The organism is Rhizobium vallis, from assembly GCF_003985155.1.
Classification (GTDB): domain Bacteria; phylum Pseudomonadota; class Alphaproteobacteria; order Rhizobiales; family Rhizobiaceae; genus Rhizobium; species Rhizobium vallis.
Genome location: NZ_ML133688.1, coordinates 551,114 through 566,923, shown reverse-complemented (window position 1 = coordinate 566,923; position 15,810 = coordinate 551,114). Strand labels below are relative to the sequence as shown.

General features: G+C 62.8%; 12 protein-coding genes. 6 read left to right on the top strand and 6 right to left on the bottom strand.

Annotation, left to right across the window (positions count from 1 at the left end):
* Positions 1 to 37: 37 nt before the first annotated feature.
* Genes EFQ99_RS12695 through EFQ99_RS35995 form a run of 3 tightly spaced genes read right to left on the bottom strand, consistent with a single transcriptional unit; the run spans position 38 to position 1,586 of the window.
* Positions 38 to 388, bottom strand: coding sequence for a hypothetical protein (locus tag EFQ99_RS12695; protein WP_126921371.1), 351 nt, complete (start codon positions 386 to 388; stop codon positions 38 to 40).
* 35 nt (positions 389 to 423) lie between these two features.
* Entirely contained in the window at positions 424 to 1,428 is a 1,005-nt protein-coding gene (locus EFQ99_RS12690; RefSeq protein WP_208722747.1) for a glycine betaine ABC transporter substrate-binding protein, read from the bottom strand.
* Positions 1,429 to 1,451: 23 nt separating this feature from the next.
* Complete coding sequence (locus tag EFQ99_RS35995) at positions 1,452 to 1,586, bottom strand: hypothetical protein (protein ID WP_281024227.1); 135 nt, start codon at positions 1,584 to 1,586, stop codon at positions 1,452 to 1,454.
* Positions 1,587 to 2,024: 438 nt separating this feature from the next.
* Between EFQ99_RS35995 and EFQ99_RS12685 the strand changes: the two genes are divergently transcribed.
* The 4 genes from EFQ99_RS12685 to EFQ99_RS12670 all read left to right on the top strand — a co-directional run bounded on the left by EFQ99_RS12685 (position 2,025) and on the right by EFQ99_RS12670 (position 5,950).
* Positions 2,025 to 3,479, top strand: coding sequence for a cobyric acid synthase (locus EFQ99_RS12685; RefSeq protein ID WP_126921369.1), 1,455 nt, complete (start codon positions 2,025 to 2,027; stop codon positions 3,477 to 3,479).
* A gap of 389 nt (positions 3,480 to 3,868) precedes the next feature.
* Complete coding sequence (locus EFQ99_RS12680; RefSeq protein ID WP_126921368.1) at positions 3,869 to 4,639, top strand: SDR family oxidoreductase; 771 nt, start codon at positions 3,869 to 3,871, stop codon at positions 4,637 to 4,639.
* 190 nt (positions 4,640 to 4,829) lie between these two features.
* A complete protein-coding gene (locus tag EFQ99_RS12675; protein ID WP_126921367.1) occupies positions 4,830 to 5,348 on the top strand; it encodes a hypothetical protein in 519 nt (172 codons plus the stop codon).
* An 83-nt stretch (positions 5,349 to 5,431) separates the two neighbouring features.
* A complete protein-coding gene (locus EFQ99_RS12670; RefSeq protein WP_126921366.1) occupies positions 5,432 to 5,950 on the top strand; it encodes a P-loop nucleotide/nucleoside kinase family protein in 519 nt (172 codons plus the stop codon).
* 10 nt (positions 5,951 to 5,960) lie between these two features.
* On the opposite strand, the gene EFQ99_RS12665 is transcribed toward EFQ99_RS12670, so the two are convergent.
* Complete coding sequence (locus EFQ99_RS12665) at positions 5,961 to 6,521, bottom strand: cysteine hydrolase family protein (RefSeq protein ID WP_126921365.1); 561 nt, start codon at positions 6,519 to 6,521, stop codon at positions 5,961 to 5,963.
* A gap of 131 nt (positions 6,522 to 6,652) precedes the next feature.
* Positions 6,653 to 13,495 carry an apolipoprotein A-IV repeat region-like domain-containing protein gene (locus EFQ99_RS12660; RefSeq protein WP_126921364.1) on the bottom strand — a complete coding sequence of 2,281 codons (6,843 nt, stop codon included), beginning with the start codon at positions 13,493 to 13,495 and terminating at the stop codon, positions 6,653 to 6,655.
* Between the two features lie 462 nt (positions 13,496 to 13,957).
* Here EFQ99_RS12660 and EFQ99_RS12655 point away from each other — a divergent pair, with 462 nt between their 5' ends.
* Both EFQ99_RS12655 and EFQ99_RS12650 read left to right on the top strand, forming a co-directional pair.
* Positions 13,958 to 14,329, top strand: coding sequence for an Hpt domain-containing protein (locus EFQ99_RS12655; protein ID WP_126921363.1), 372 nt, complete (start codon positions 13,958 to 13,960; stop codon positions 14,327 to 14,329).
* A gap of 200 nt (positions 14,330 to 14,529) precedes the next feature.
* Positions 14,530 to 14,850, top strand: a complete 321-nt coding sequence (locus EFQ99_RS12650) for a 2Fe-2S iron-sulfur cluster-binding protein (protein WP_003540151.1) — start codon at positions 14,530 to 14,532, stop codon at positions 14,848 to 14,850.
* 311 nt (positions 14,851 to 15,161) lie between these two features.
* On the opposite strand, the gene EFQ99_RS12645 is transcribed toward EFQ99_RS12650, so the two are convergent.
* The gene (locus EFQ99_RS12645; protein WP_126921362.1) at positions 15,162 to 15,788 is read right to left on the bottom strand and encodes a DUF922 domain-containing Zn-dependent protease; all 627 of its coding nucleotides are present in this window, start codon (positions 15,786 to 15,788) and stop codon (positions 15,162 to 15,164) included.
* Positions 15,789 to 15,810: the final 22 nt, after the last annotated feature.

Below are 15,810 nucleotides of genomic sequence, written 5' to 3'. Positions count from 1 at the left end.
GGCCGGACTACCCTGTCGGGTAGCCGGGCCGGACCACCTATCGGGTGGCTGGGGGATATGCTTTTTCGAGGCCGCCGGATCGGCTGAGGCCAGTCCGGAAGGCTTGGTATGCGGGATGCTGGCCGGAACGCGCGGTTTCCATCAGCCGGATCTGCAGCCGGTCAGGCGCCTCGGTCCCGAGCCACATTCCGAGATTTTCCAGCTTCAGCGAATTCAGGAAACGCGATTGCGCGGCAAGATCGAGATGGCGGCGCAGGCCGTCGAGCAGATTGTCGTCCTGGGCGGCGTTCTCCATGAGCAGCGCCAGATAGGACTTGTCGGCATCGGTAAGCGCGGCAAGCTTTTCCGCAACGGTATCGCGGTCGGGAAAGGGAACGTTGCCAGTCATCTCGAATCGTCCGGTCGTTGATCGTGTTCCTGCGGTTATAAGCTCGCTTTCACCTTTTCGGCTACATCGGCCGGCACCCATTTCGTCCACAGGCTCTCGTAGTTGCGCAGGAAATAGATCGCGGCATCCTCGTTGCTTTCGCGGTTTTCGTCCTGCCAGGCGAGCACCTGGTTGATCGTCCCGTTGTCCCATTTGCGGGTCTTGAGATAGGCGGTGACAGGGCCGTCGCGGCTGGCGAAGGACCTCGTCATCAGCGTGAAGGCGCGCGAAACCGGGTACGAATTGACCGCAGGCCGGGGGCAATCGGCAACCGAGGTGCAGCGGTCCCATTCGGCCTTGTCGTGGCCGACGCCGAAGCTCAGCCGCGTCATGTCGTATTTGCCGAGGATGGCGGTCGGCGCCCAGTAATAGCCGAGCCAGCCGACCTTGCTGTCGAAGGCGCGGGCGATCGACGCGTCGAGCCCTTTCGCGCTGCCGGTGTCGACCAGTTCGAAGCCGTTTCTTTTGCCCCCGAGCGCCTTGAACAGGTTGGTGGTGGAAATCCGGCAGCTCCAGTCGGGCGGGCAATTGTAGACGGCGCCCTTCGACGGATCGTCTTCGGCGGGGAAGAGTTCGGGATGTCGCAGCGCATCCTCGACGGAGCGAATGTCGGGATTGGCATCGGCGATGAATTTCGGGATCCACCAGCCCTCGATGGCGCCGTCGGCAAGGATCTCGGCGCCCTGTTCCAACCGGCCGGCTTTGACGGCCTGATCGAGCAGCGCCCTGACGGAATTGATCCAGTATTCCGAGGCGATGTCGGGGGTGCCTTTCTCGTTCATCGAGGCGAATGTCGGAAGCGTGTCGCCGTCGACGATGGTGACGGAACAGCCATAGCCGTTTTCCAGGATGATCTTGTCGAAGTTCGCCGCGATGCCGGCCGACGCCCATTTCATCTCGGCGATCGAAATCTCGCCGCACTCGGCGGCCCCGGCCGGCGCGGTTACGGTCAAAAGAGCCGCGGCAAAGACGGCTGAAATCAGAAGCGTCTTCATCGTCATTCCCCGAATTTTTTTGTCTTAGGTCAGTCGTGCAGCCGGGTCTCGAAATCCGTTATTCCCTGCGGTTCCGGCGGTTCGTCGCAGGCCATGTTCAGCAATGGCGTATTTTGCGAAGAGCCTACCCGTTCGGCCGCAGAAATCAACTGTCTTCTGCTCATGGTTGCGTCTCTAAATTATTGAATTCGAATAATTTATGTCGGCGTGACTGATGTCACGGCAGCGGGCAGGAATACCCGTTGCTCGCGATATCAGGCGGGCCTTCGGCAGAAATTTCGCCGGGAATATCAAAAAAAGCCGAAATTAACATTTGCGTAAGCCTTCAATAACGATCCGGTAAGAATGTGCCGTTATCAGTGGGTTCGCAGCGGGAACGACCGTTGCTTCTCCGGTTCAGGTAGTGCGTACCGGAGAAAGCGAGCTTCGCCGTGTAGAGGGTGAAGACGCCAGAGTTTTCGGCAAACCGCGCAGAGCCAAGGCCATGCGCGGTTTTCGCGTTTTCAGCCGGTGCCTGAGATGAACCAAGCCTTGACCCGGGCCAAGTCTTGACCCGGTATTGCCGCCCATTGTAGGCCTCGCCCAAGGAAAGGCGGCTGCCAATGGCAAGAGCGATCATGCTGCAGGGAACCGGCTCGGATGTCGGCAAGACGGTGCTGGTGGCCGGCCTCTGCCGGCTGGCGGCCAATCGGGGGCTCACCGTTCGGCCGTTCAAGCCGCAGAACATGTCCAACAATGCGGCGGTCGCCGATGACGGCGGCGAGATCGGCCGGGCGCAGTGGCTGCAGTCGCTGGCGGCACGCACGCCATCCTCGGTGCACATGAATCCGGTGCTCTTGAAGCCGCAATCGGAAAACGGCAGCCAGATCATCGTGCAGGGCAGGGTGTTCGGCCAGGCCAAGGGGCGGGATTACCAGCGGCTGAAGCCGCAACTGCTCGGCGCCGTGCTCGAGAGCTTCGAAAAAGTGGCCGACGGCGCCGATCTCGTTATCGTCGAGGGCGCGGGATCGCCGGCCGAGATCAATCTGAGAGCCGGCGATATCGCCAACATGGGCTTTGCGACCCGGGCCGGCGTGCCCGTCGTGCTCGTCGGCGATATCGACCGGGGTGGCGTCATCGCTTCGCTGGTCGGTACTCATGCGATCCTCGGCGAGGACGACCGGGCAATGATTACCGGCTATATCATCAACAAGTTCCGCGGCGACGTCTCGCTGTTTGACGACGGCATCCGCGCCATTGAAGGCTTCACCGGCTGGCCGTGCTTCGGCGTCGTGCCGTGGCTATCAGGGGCCGCGCGCCTGCCGGCCGAAGATTCGGTCGTGCTCGAACGGCTGGCGAAGGGCGGGGCCGGCGCGCTGAAGATCGCCGTGCCGGTGCTGTCGCGCATCGCCAATTTCGACGATCTCGATCCGCTGCGGGCCGAGCCGGATGTCGAGCTCACCTTCGTGCGATCGGGAGAGCGATTGCCTGCCGATGCGGGCCTCGTGATTCTTCCCGGCTCGAAATCGACGATATCGGATCTTGCCGATTTCAGGGCCGCAGGCTGGGACCGCGATCTTCAAATGCATGTCAGGCGTGGCGGTCGGGTGATCGGCATTTGCGGCGGCTATCAGATGCTCGGCCGCAAGGTGCATGACCCGCTCGGCATCGAGGGCGGCACCACCGAAACACCGGGGCTCGGGCTTCTCGACATCGAAACCGAGATGGCGCCCGAGAAGACCGTCCGCAACAGCGAGGCCCGCTCGACCGAATTCGACGTGGCGCTTGCCGGCTACCAGATCCATCTCGGCATCACCCGCGGCCCCGATTGCACCAGGCCTTCGGCAACCATCGACGGCGCGCCCGACGGGGCGCTGTCGGCGGACGGCCGGATCATGGGCACCTACCTGCACGGGCTTTTCGGCAGCGACGCCTATCGCGCCCGGCTGCTTCAAAGCTTTGGCCTGTCGGGCGAGCAGAGGAATTACCGCGATAGCGTCGAACAGGCCCTCGATGAGGTTGCCGGTGAACTGGAGCGTCATCTCGATCCGCGCTGGCTGGCGGGGTTGCTTGGCTAAGCCGCCTGTGTCGAGGGCAGGGCTGCCAGATGCCTAACCCCTCGTTCATCAGGTCAGTTCAATCGCAGACGGTATTGCTTGGCTTAGCTGGTGGTTGAGATTCCTGTACGGCTACCTATGCCATGAGTGGATTCTTCCGCCCGGCTCGCCCTCCGTCATGCTCGGGCTTGACCCGAGCATCTACATCGGTTCCATCGGTAGCGGCGGCGTGGATCCTCGGGTCAAGCCCGAGGATGACGGAGAGTGGGGTTGGCTTCTTGCCAGTTCGTCCAGCCTACGAGACGCCTTATCCACGTGAAAATCCGCGTTCGTCCTCTCCACTCTTGCTAAATTAGTTGACTGAGTCCATTAATTTCGCGGACGATCGACTTGGCTGGAGCGATAAAACAATGGGTGTGCTCGATAGATTTTCACTGGACGGTCAGGTGGCGCTGGTGACCGGCGGCGGCCGTGGTCTCGGCTTCGAGATGGCACGCGCCCTGGCCGAAGCCGGCGCGCATGTCATAGTCACCGGACGCACGGCGGCGACGTTGGAAGGCGCCGTAAGAACCATCCGTGCTGCGGGCGGCACGGCGGAGGCGGTCGCGTTCGACATCGCCGATCGCGAAGCCCAGCGTGCCGTGATGGCCGACATCGACAAGATCCACGGCCGTCTCGATATCCTGATCAACAATGTCGGCGTCCGCGACAGGCGGCCTCTGGCGGAATTCGACGATGACGCCATCATCGAGCTGCTGCGCACCGATCTGGCCGCGGCGATGACGCTTTCGCGGGATGCGGCCGTGCTGATGAAACGGCGCAGTCACGGCCGCCTGATCGCGGTGACTTCGATCAGCGGCCATGTCGCGATGCCCGGCGACTGCGTCTATCCGGCAGCCAAGCAGGGCTTGACCGGCCTGATGCGCGGCATGGCGGTCGAATTCGGTCCGTATGGCATCACCAGTAACGCGATTGCGCCTGGCTGGTTCGCCACCGAGACCAACGCTGCGATGGCTGAGAACGAGGAGTTGATGCCCTTCGTGCGCCAGCGCATTCCGGTCCAACGCTGGGGGCGCCCTGATGAGATCGCCGGCGCGGCGCTGTTTCTGGCAAGTCCTGCCGCCTCCTTCGTCAACGGCCACGTGCTGACCGTCGACGGCGGAATGATGGTCAGGATGTGAGCGACTGGTGATCGCAGGCGGAAGGACATTTCGCTAAGCGCTGCGGAGACTGAGGCAATTTGTCATCCGTGATCCCGGCGCTGTTTGCCCTCGAATTCGCATCTCACCTTTTTCCGCCTTTGCGTCATCCGGACGCTCCGTTCCGCGTTCGCTAGTTCCTCAAATGTTTCTCTATGAGGAGAAACCGGAGATGGCACAGCCGACGACGGTCCCAGGTTCTGTCACGTGGTCAATCGATATGCGCACCGACGCCAGCGGACACTCGGATCCTGTTATCCAAGCGCACATTGCGGTGCCGAAGCGCCACCTCACTGCAGTGCTGACACTGGAACGGAATGCAGATACCTCCGCTTCCGCAAGCCACCTCATTGAATTGTCGTTTAAGATCGCGCCAGGATTTAAGGGAGGTGGAATTTACAGTCTCCAGTCCATGTCAATGAAGGCGACGGAAAGCGATCGTGGTGACATCTTGATAGCCGTACCCGCCAAGGTCACGGACAATCTTTACATGCTGGCGCTCAATGATCTGCCTGAGGCTCGTGCCAGGAACCTCGAACTGCTTGAACGCCAATGGATCGATTTGCCGATTTTCTATCAGGACGGCAAACGGGCACTGCTGACGCTTGAGAAGGGCGCCGCTGGTGAACGTGTGTTCAATCAGGCCATCCATACTTGGGCGGCAAATGATCTTGCCGGGACTGCACAATAAGAAGATGTCGGTGTCAATCTGGTCTACGAACTGCTGCCGGCCTTGGCCTGACATGCAATCATTGAACAATGGGATGAAAAGCCATGCTGATTGTCTTTGGCGGCTTGCCGGGTAGCGGAAAAACGACTGTTGCCCGCGCGCTCGCGAGGCGGCTGGGAGCGGTGTATGTGAGGGTCGACACGATCGAGCAGGCGATCAGGGTGTCGAACGATTCCTCAGAGGACGTTGGCCCCGCGGGCTATGTCGTCGCATATGGGGTTGCGGAAGATAATCTCACTCTCGGCAGGCTGGTGATCGCAGACTCGGTCAATCCCTTGACGATAACCCGCGATGCCTGGCTGGCGGTCGCGGCACGCTCAAAGGTGCGTGTGGCCGAGGTAGAGGTGATCTGTTCCAACAAGATCGAACATCGCCGCCGCGTCGAGACGCGGAAAACCGATGTCGAGGGCCTCGTCAAACCGACGTGGCAAGAAGTCGTCGAGCGAGCCTATGACGATTGGGGGCAGAGGCCTGTTATCGTCGATACGGCTGCAAAGGATGTGCAGGAAATCGTCGACGCGCTGATTGTAGAGCTGAGGATCGATCGGCCGCATCCGGTTTAAGTCGGTTCCTTTATGAAAAGGCAATATCGGCGGCGGGACGGACAGCCACGGTTGCCTTGCCAGCGTCGAAACCATCGAGCGTTTCATTGTGGTGGGCGATGATTTCGGAGAAGGTCAGGTTCGCCGTATCGCCAGTCATGTGGCCATCGGCAATCAGTGTCACATCATAGCCGAGCGAAACGGCACGTCTGACCGTCGTGTCGACGCAGAATTGCGACATGCAGCCACCGATGACGAGGTGATTGACCGAGCGTTCGGAGAGCCCTTGGCCCAGGTCGGTCTCGAAGAAGGAGTCGGCGCTTTTCTTGCGTATGACGACCTCGCCCTCTTTCGGCGCAATCTCCTTTCGTAGCGCCCATCCCGGCGTACCGACGGCCAATCGGTGGCCGCTATCGCCGTCATGCTGCACCAGCACGACAGGCACGCCTGCCTGTCTTGCGCTTTCCTGCAGCGATGCAAGCCGAGCGACGGTCTCGTCGAGCGCGGAATCGACCTGCGGCTGGCGATTTTGGGTGGCCTTCCCAGAGAGAATTGCATTCTGCACGTCGATGATGAGAAGAGCCTTGGTCATTTCCGACACCGTAAGATTGAGGTGGTTCTCGGTTCCACGTGCTCGGCGAACGAAAGCCGCTCGCCTTGTGAGGGAGCGGCTTGAAATTCGTTAGTCCAACTCGTCAACCAGCTCGATGGTTGCAAGCAGGCTCAGCTGAGCCTGCCTGCTGCATGGGCGAGCATGGTGTAGACCTTGCCCGTATCCGAAGTGAGGTAGGACTGCGTCACCGTCCGGTTCGGGTCGGTGCGGGCGACGTCGGCGAGCAGCTTTTCGAAATCACCGATATAGCGGTCGACGGCGGTGCGGAACTCCGGCTCGCGGTCGTATTTGCGCTTGATCTCGTCGAAGGTCTGCTGGCCCTTCAGCGTGTAGAGGCGACGGGTGAAGACGTCGCGCTCGCCGCGCTGGTAACGCCGCCAGAGGTCGACCGAGGCATCGTGATCGATGGCGCGAGCAATATCGACCGAGAGCGAGTTCAGCGATTCCACGACGTGGCGCGGATTGCGGGCGTCGCTGCTGCGTGCGGCGGGCGCCGCCGTTTCAGCCGGCCGGGCCGGAGCACGGGCGGGCGCCTCCTCTGAGGCCTCCTCACGCGATGCGCCGCGCAAGAGATCGCTGATCCAGCCACCGCTTTCCGGATGGGCCGGCTCCTGGCGGCTTGCCTCCTGGCGAGCGGGCGCAGGCTGCGGGGCGGGGCGCGGGGGAGCGGCAGCCGGTGCTGACGGCGCGATCGTTCCGCGCAGGCCCGTTGCTTCGATCGGCGGGCGGGCGGGCTGCTGTGGCTGGGCTGCGACCGGCTGGGCGGGACGCGGGGCCGGCTGGGCCTGGGCGAGCGAGCGTGCTGCGGGTTCGGAGATCTCGAGCTGTTGGCTGGTGCGGCCGACGAGCTGGGAGATATCCTGCAGCGCCTTGATCTGCTCGGCGACCGCCCGGCGCATGGCCGAGGCGCTTTCCTTGGCTTCCTCGGGAAGGTCGAAGGCGCCGCGTTTCAGTTCGGCGCGGGTGGCGTCGAGTTCGTTGCGGATATCGGCGGCGGAGCGGCGGATGTCCTCGGTGGCGCCCGAGAAGCGGCCGACGGCATCCTCAACCGCCTCGCGCAGCGCTTCGCGCATGTGCTGGGCGGCGCCGTCCGAGGCACGGCCGGCTTCACCAAGCATGCGCTCGACGTCCGACAGCGAAGCGGTGAGGCCGCCGCGGATGCGGGTGGAGAGATCGCCGGAGCGGCGTTCGACATTGGCGAAGGTTCCGTCGATCGTCGTATTGGCTTCGTCACCGGCGCGGGTGATCGCCTCGCGCATCGTCTCTGCCGCTTCCTGGGCGCGCTTCTCCGTTTCGGTGAGAATGCGGCCGATATCGGCGAAGGAGGACTGCACGCCCTGGCGCAGATTGCCGGTGACCTGGTTGGAGCGTTGCTCCGCCCGCTCGAATACCGTCTCGATCATGCTGCCAAGGCCCTGCATGGTCCTTTCGATCTCGGCGGAGCGCTGGACGAGGCCGACCGAAAGCGTCTGCAGCGCGCTCTCGCGCTCCTCGAGCGTCGAGGCGAGATTGGACTGGGCGGCGCCGAGAAGCTGCGAGGCCTGGGTCAGCACCTTGGAGTGTTCGTCGAAGCGGCCGATGATACCGCCGACCTGGGACAGCGTCTGGCCCGAAATGTCGGAGAGGCGGTCGACCTTGCCTTCGAGAAGTCTTGTTGAGGCCGAGACCATTTCGGCGGCCTTGGTGGCGGAGTCGGCAAAGCGCGTGGTGGTGTCGCCGAGGCGGCCATCGACGCTTGCCAGCTGCTCGGCGGCGCGATTCATCATCATCGCCATCGCCGCACTGCTTTCCGACATACGCTCGACGAGGCCGTTGACGTTGGCAACCAGGCTGTTTTCGATGGCGCTGACGGCGTTGGCGACATTTTCGGTGCGGGCGGCAACGGCGCTGGCAAGCGCTTCGTTTTCGGCACGCAGACGGTCGGCGCTGAGGTTGGCGGCTGCGGTGATGCGGGCAGCAGCCTGTTCGCCGGCATCGGTGTAGCGGTCGATGATCGGGCGGGCGGTCTCGTCGAGGATGCGCGTCAGTTCGACAGAGCGGCCCGACAGCATCGAGTTGAGGTCGCGGGTGCGCTCTTCGAGGGTCGAGCGGATCGAATTGCCGCGCGCTTCGAGCGCCCGGTCGATCTCGGAGAAGGTCGTATCGATCTCGCGGGCACGCTCTTCGAGATTGGAGCGGATAGCGCTGCTGCGGGCTTCGAGCGCCCTGTCGACATCAGCCATGGTGGCGGAAATCTCGCTACCAGCGCCCGACAGCGTCGAGCGGATGGCGTTGCCCCGCGTTTCCAGCGACTGGCCGGCATCCGACAGTGCCTTGGAGATGGCATTGACTTGGGTGCCGACGATGGTTTCGGCCTCGGCGACCTTGTTGACGATGGCGTTGCCGGCTTCGGAGAAGGTCTGCGCGACGGCAGCGGCTTGGCTTGCCAGGCGGTTCTGCGCTTCGGCCACCCGGGTGACGATCTGCGAGGAGCGCTCATCCATGGTGCGGGTGAACTCGTCGCTTTTCGTATTGAGATCCTCGGCGAATTGCTGGCCGGTCTTGCCAAGCAGTTCGGTGGTCCTCGTCGCTTCGCCTTCCATTCCCTGGGCGGCTTCGGCGACCGCGCTGCGCAGTGTCGAGGCGAGACCGGCGGCCTTGCCTTCGATGGTGCGGTTGACGGCATCGAGGCCGACGGTCAAGGCACGGTCCATGGTGGAGAGACGTTCCTCGATGCGGGCATTGCCGCGATCGAGGGTTTCGCCGAGATTTGCCGTGCGGTCTTCGATGGCGCCCGTCAGCGTGGTGGAGCGGCTGTCCAGCGTTTCGGCCAGATTGGCGGTGCGGCTGTCGATCGCCTGGGTGAGGGTCGCCGAACTGCCTTCGAGCGTGGCCGAGATGCGCCGGGTGGCGTCGTCGCTGAGCGCGCCGAGACGCGAGATGCCGTCGGAAAGCACGCCGGAGATCTGACCTCCCACCGCTTCGACCTTTTCGGCAACGCCGCCGACGCCGTCGCGGATGCGGTTCTCGATCGCCGCAAGGCCGGATTCCACCCTCGACCCTGTCTCTTCAAAACGGCCGGTCAGGCTTTCCACAGATTGGTCGAGATGGGCGGAGAAGTTCTGGGCGGAGGTCGAGATCGCACTTGCCGCCTCCTGGAAGCGGCCGGCGATCTGGCCGGCGCCCGCATGCATGCGGTCTTCCAAAGTCTGCGCGCCGGCATCGATGGCCTGGCGAATCGCTGCCTCGCGTTCCTCCAGCGACATCTCGAGCATGCTGACGCTGGTCGCTACCGAGGTGCCGATGCTGGTCGCCTGCTCGGAGAGCGTATCGCTGATCAGCGCATGGGCCTGGTTCAACGACAGGTCGATGGCGTTGGTACGCTCCTCAAGCGTCGTGAGGATGCGCTCATGGGCGGAGGCAAGCCCGCCCTCGATGCGTGTCGCGGCCTCGTCGGCAAGGCCTCCGAGCCGCGCATGGGCATCGGTCAGGCGGCCTTCGATGCGGCCGGTCAAGCCGCCAACGATATCCTCGAAGCGGGCGCTGCCGGCATCGAGAGCGCCGGCGAGAGATGCGCTGTGTTCGGAGAGCGCATTTTCGAGCCGCTGCTGGTTGTCGGTATAGGCGTTGCGGATCGCGTCAGTCTTGTCGGCGAAGGCGCCGGCGACGCGCGTCTCAGCGTTGGCGACGGCTTCCATCATGGCGTTGCTACGGGCTTCCAAAGCGCTGTCAAAGCGGCTCTGGTTGTCGTCGAGCGAAATGGCGAGCGCCATCGTCTTCTCGTCGAGCGCATCGGTGAGGCGGTCGTGGCTTGCCGCAACGGCGCCGACGATCGCGGCGGTGCGGTGTCCCAGCGCTTCTTCGAGGCGGGTCTGGCCTTCGTTCAGCGACGCGGCGAGCGCGTTCGCCTTCTGGTCAAGCACGCCGTTCAGGCGTTCATGTGTGCCGGAGACGGCGTTGGTGATCGCATCGGCGCCTGTTGTCAGCGTCTCCTCGAGACGGCTCTGGCTTTCGTTCAGCGAAATGGCAAGCGCCATCGCCCGATCGTCGAGTGTTTCGGACAGGCGGTCATGGGTGGCTGAGACGGCGCTGAGGAAGGACTCCGAGCGGGTCTCCAGCGTGTCCTGGAGCCGGGTCTGACCCTCATTCAGCGAGGCGGCGAGCGCCGACGCCTTCGTGTCCAGCGTTTCCGAGAGGCGGTCGTGCGTGCCGGAGACGGCCTTAAGGAAGGCTTCGGAGCGGGATTCCAGCGTGTCTTCGATCCGCGACTGGCTCTCATTAAGCGAGATGGCAAGCGCCATCGCCTTCTCGTCCAGCGTCTCGGATAGGCGTTCGTGTGTGCCGGAGACCGCATTCAGCAGGGCGGCGGAACGGGTTTCCAGCGTATCTTCGAGGCGCGCCTGGCTCTCGCTCAGGGAATTGGCGATCGCCATCGCCTTTTCGTCGAGCGTTTCGGCAAGACGGTCGCGCGTGCCGGAGACGGTGTTCAGCAGCGCTTCGGCGCGTGTTCCGAGCGCGTCCTCGATGCGGGCGTGACGTTCGTTGAGCGAGCTCGTAAGGGCGGCAGCCTTGCTGTCCAGCGTTTCCGACAGACGTTCATGGGTGCTGGAGACGGCGTTGAGGAAGGCCGCGGAGCGGGTCTCGAGCGTATCCTCGATGCGGCTCTGATTTTCGTTCAAGGAGATGGCGAGCGCCATCGCCTTCTCGTCCAGCGTCTCGGAGAGCTGGTCATGCGTGCCGGAGACGGCGCTCAGCAGCGCCGCGGATCGGCTTTCCAGCGTATCCTCGATGCGGGCCTGGCTCTCGGTGAGCGAAATGGCAAGCGCCATCGCCTTTTCATCAAGCGTTTCGGCAAGACGGTCATGGGTACCCGACACAGCATTGATGATGGCGTCGGAGCGGGTTGCCAGCGCTTCCTCGAAGCGGCCGTGATGGGTGGTCAGCGCATCAATGAGCGCGCCGCCGCGCTCTGCCATCACGCTGTCGATGCGGTTATGCGCAGTGCCGACTGCCTCGGTGATTTCGGCTGCACGTGCTGCAAGGACGCTGCTCAAGTCCTCGGCGCGGCCGCCGAATGCCGACGTAACCTGCTCGGTCCCGGCGGCAACGGCGCTCGTCAGATCGGTCGTGGTGGTGCGCAGTGTGTCGCGGAACTCGGCCGAGCGAGCCTGAAGATTGTTCTGCAGCTCGGAGCTGCCCGAGGCTAGCGCCAACGAGATGTCGGATGTGGCGCTTTGCAGCGCCGAGGTCAGTTCGCCGGTGCGGCTGGTGAGGGCGGTGGTGATTTCTTCCGACCGGACACTGAGCGTGCTTTCCAACACTTCGTGGCTGGTGGCAAGCGCGGTCGCCAGCGTCAGCGAGTGGTCGGTCATCGACGAGCCGAGACGGTCGATGCCGGAGCTCAGAATGCCGTCGATCGAATCCGAGCCGCCGGTCAGCGTCTCGTTGATGCGGGCCAGGCTTTCCATCAGCTTGGTATCGAGCGAGCCGGTGCGCTTGTCGAAGGCGCTGGTGAATTCGGCGACGCGTTCGTCGAAGGTGGTCGACAGCTGGGCGACGGTCGTCTGCAGCCGTTCCTCGAAGAAGCCGGAGCGGACGTCGAGATCCATGACGGCGTCATCGGCGGTGGTCTGCAGGCTCTGGCTGAAGCTTGCGCCCTTTTCGTCGAGCGCGCTGTTGAGCTTCGAGAGCACGTCGTCGAGCGTCCCGCTGATCGTGCGCCCGCCCGATGTCAGGCTCTCGTTGATCTCGCGGGTGCGGGCGATCAGGATCTCATTGAGCTGATGCGTGCGCTCGTTCAGCGCCGCGTTCAGCTTCTCGGTGCTGGTGTCCATGGTCGAGGCGCGCGTCTCGAACTGGCTGAGCAGCCTTTCGCCATGTTCGTTGAGGTTGACCGAGAGCGCTTCGAGGCGGTTGTCAAATTCGGTGGCAAGCGCAAAACCGGATGCGTTCAGCGTCTGCAGCAGGCTGTCGGTCTTTGCCGCGAGCAGGCTGCCCATGGACTGCAGGGCGCTGTCCGATTTTTCCAGGATCGTCGCCGCGCGGGTGTCTATCAGCGAGGCGAAGGCTTCGCCTGATGTCGCGAGCCGCACCGCGATCTCTTCGGTCGCAAGCGACAGCTCTTCCTTCAACTGGTCGTGGACGCTGCCGATCGAGGTGCGGATGCGGTCGGCATGATTGACGATCGCCTCGCGCTCGGAGCCAAGTTCGTGGACGAGGCCGCGTACGCGCAGCTCGTTGTCGGCATAAGAGCGTTCAAGCGCGTTGACCTCGGAATGGACGAGCGTTTCCAGCTCGGAGGCGCGTGCGATGGTACGCTCGATGCCTTCGTTCATCGCCGAGACTTCGCGGCGTACGGCCTGGCCAACGGTCATGATGCGCTCGGAAGCGATGGTTTCCGGCTCCGCCAGGCGCAATGCCACCTCCGCCATGGAGCGGGCGGCGTTGCGCATGTCCTGGGCACGGGAGATCATGATGGCGAAGGCGTAGAACATCATTACGGGAATGATGATGCCGACGAGGCCGGCGATGACGCCGGGCAGGGCGACGAGATCGGCGACCGATCGGATCTGCCAGATCTGCGGTGAATAAAGCAGCGACATCAGGCCGAGACCGGCCATGACCCACAGGACGGAGAACAAGGTGGCGGTGCGCATCGCCGAGCGGCTGGAGCCGCCGTCGAAGGATTTCAGGATAGAGGCGGGCGTATTGCGGCTGGCATCGTTGGCCGGCGCGAAGGCCGGAGCCCTGGAAGCCTGCTCGCCGGAGGCATTGCGGCGGTTGCGGCGCTGCGCTTCTTCCTGGGCCTGCTGATTACGCGCATTCGATGGGTCAGACACATTAGCCTCCGGGGCCTCAGGCGCGCTGCCGCGGCGAGACGGCGCGTTTTCCTTGCCGAAGTCGATCTGGAGCGCTTCGTCCAATGCCTTGAACGCCTTGTCCTCGATCGACTCATTATATTTGTTGTTCGCCATTCGTATGCCTCGTTACTGTCAGCCAGTCGAGCAACGCACCCAGGGGCTTTCGCCTCACCCGGGACAACTTTGCCGTTCCAGCCCTCCATCCCAACGACGGACGGATAAGCATGTCATTTCAGAGTAGATAGCCGCTTTTTCAAACGGAAGGTATCAAAACACTACCATTATCCACTCGCTCGGCAAAGGCGCGTACCATAAACCCGCTCCACCAGTATCGTAGTGACACATCTGGGCTCTTCACACAATTAATGAAGGCTTGAGATTCACGGCTCGTTAACGTGTTGTTAACATCTTTAAATCCGAGGAGCTGCTTAAAAACCAATAATTTAGGGATATTTAACGGATGTTAACCATATGGCGAGATTTCCAGCCCCGGTGTGCCGGAATTTAACGTGATGGCCACCCTGTCGTCGCAGAACTGTTGCAAGTGCGGACGACAAGCGACGGGAGAATTGGCACATGGCAGCATTGAGCATCGTATTCGAGGCGCCGGATAATACAAAGGGACCGTGTCCCTCCAAGGTTCGGCCGATCGATCTCGTCCACCTCGCGAAGCAGACGATGGGCGACAAGACGCTGGAAATCGAAGTCCTCCAGATGTTTGCGCGCCAGGCGCGCGCGTGCCTCCAGGACATTGCGAGTGGTGAAACCACCCGTGCCGGCGCGGCCGCACACCGGCTGAAGGGGGCGGCAAGCTCGGTCGGCGCGTTTCGCGTGTCGCAGACGGCGGAAGCCATCGAGGAAAACGGCACCGATGCCGGGACGATGGCGGCGCTCGGTGCTGCCGTCATCGACGCCGAGAATTTCATCCTCAAGCTCTGCCGCGGCTGAGCCGCTTCCAAACACCGTTTAACGAGGCCCGTTGTTTCATTGCGAAACCACGGGTCTTTTTGCGACGTCCGATATGACGCTTTGAAGACGGCGGGCAAAGACCCGATCTGCGAGGCTATAGCCGATTTCCCGATGTTGACTGACGCGTCGAATTATCGGAAGAAAATCCGCCCACCCATTTGAAGACCGGAATAGTCCTGATGCCCAAACTTACCATCGTCGCCTTCGACGGCACGCGCTTCGACCTCGACGTCGACCAAGGCTCCACCGTGATGGAAAACGCCGTGCGCAATTCGGTGCCCGGTATCGAAGCCGAATGCGGCGGCGCCTGCGCCTGCGCGACCTGTCACGTCTATGTCGACGAAGAATGGACGGAGAAGGTCGGCCAGCCGGAAGCGATGGAAGAGGACATGCTCGACTTCGCGTTCGACGTGCGCCCGACCTCGCGGCTGTCCTGTCAGATCCGGATGAAGGCCGTCTATGACGGGCTCGTGGTGCACGTGCCGGAACGACAGGCCTGACGCGCGGCGATCGCTGCGCAAAATCCCAACAGCACAAAAAAGACGCCTCGCGCGCTGGTGCGAGCGAGGCGAGGCGGGCGCATTACCTACGGATGAGGGAGGAACATCCGCGGCTTCGGAACGCGCCAGGAGAACCCAACGATGAAAGTGCAGCTGCCGTACCTGAACTTTCGAATGTGTTCATATTAACGCGTTCCGGTTGAGTCTGCCAGAATGAAAAATGACCATTTATTCGCTGGGGAGGACGCAAGTTTCGCACAGGTTTCATTGTGCAGCTAAGCTTCTCCGCTCGCAGTCCGCTTGAAAAAGCCTTACTTTGCGCTGGCCCGTCCGTTGATTCGGTTGCTCAGCAATCTCAGCATACGCTTTTGGAAATTGACCGCCTCGACCCGGTCGAATCGCGCCTGCAACTGGTCGTGCTCGTCTATACCGCGAGCTGATTCGTTGGAAACGAGTTCCTGCATGGCCTCGCAGCTGCGCTGCGGCGGCAGGGCGCGGATAGCGCGCTCCATGGCGCGGGCCTGATTGCGGGCGATCTCGGCATGGCGCTCCTCGTGGCGCTTGATATCGCTCGACAGCGCATCCCAGATCATCGACAGCTCCTTGGTCGCGCCCTTGCGGCTGTTCCAGCGCGGCAGGATGATCTGGGTGTGGACTGTGACCTTGACGTTGCCGACGCGGCAGCGCCCGTCATCCTGGATATAAGTGGCTTCGCCGCCGAAGCGGATCTTGGTGGCGCCGGGATGGCGCGCCGAGGAACCGCTTGCGGTCGGACCGCGCCGGCTGAGTTCGCGGTCCAGCTCATCCGCGGTTTTGCCGCGAATGTCGAAATAGGAATAGCTTTTCGATGCGATCACTTCGGCTGCGGCCGAACCGCAGAGGGAAAGACCAATGGAAAAGACCATGGGAAGGACCATATAACGCACTGCAAGCGGCATTCTGAACGCAACCCGTGTTGAA

What these genes read in the sequence shown, in the direction of transcription:
- EFQ99_RS12695 (WP_126921371.1), bottom strand. Translation starts at nt 388, where the DNA reads ATGACTGGCAACGTTCCCTTTCCCGACCGCGATACCGTTGCGGAAAAG.
- EFQ99_RS12690 (WP_208722747.1), bottom strand. Translation starts at nt 1,428, where the DNA reads ATGACGATGAAGACGCTTCTGATTTCAGCCGTCTTTGCCGCGGCTCTT.
- EFQ99_RS35995 (WP_281024227.1), bottom strand. Translation starts at nt 1,586, where the DNA reads ATGAGCAGAAGACAGTTGATTTCTGCGGCCGAACGGGTAGGCTCTTCG.
- EFQ99_RS12685 (WP_126921369.1), top strand. Translation starts at nt 2,025, where the DNA reads ATGGCAAGAGCGATCATGCTGCAGGGAACCGGCTCGGATGTCGGCAAG.
- EFQ99_RS12680 (WP_126921368.1), top strand. Translation starts at nt 3,869, where the DNA reads ATGGGTGTGCTCGATAGATTTTCACTGGACGGTCAGGTGGCGCTGGTG.
- EFQ99_RS12675 (WP_126921367.1), top strand. Translation starts at nt 4,830, where the DNA reads ATGGCACAGCCGACGACGGTCCCAGGTTCTGTCACGTGGTCAATCGAT.
- EFQ99_RS12670 (WP_126921366.1), top strand. Translation starts at nt 5,432, where the DNA reads ATGCTGATTGTCTTTGGCGGCTTGCCGGGTAGCGGAAAAACGACTGTT.
- EFQ99_RS12665 (WP_126921365.1), bottom strand. Translation starts at nt 6,521, where the DNA reads ATGACCAAGGCTCTTCTCATCATCGACGTGCAGAATGCAATTCTCTCT.
- EFQ99_RS12660 (WP_126921364.1), bottom strand. Translation starts at nt 13,495, where the DNA reads ATGGCGAACAACAAATATAATGAGTCGATCGAGGACAAGGCGTTCAAG.
- EFQ99_RS12655 (WP_126921363.1), top strand. Translation starts at nt 13,958, where the DNA reads ATGGCAGCATTGAGCATCGTATTCGAGGCGCCGGATAATACAAAGGGA.
- EFQ99_RS12650 (WP_003540151.1), top strand. Translation starts at nt 14,530, where the DNA reads ATGCCCAAACTTACCATCGTCGCCTTCGACGGCACGCGCTTCGACCTC.
- EFQ99_RS12645 (WP_126921362.1), bottom strand. Translation starts at nt 15,788, where the DNA reads ATGCCGCTTGCAGTGCGTTATATGGTCCTTCCCATGGTCTTTTCCATT.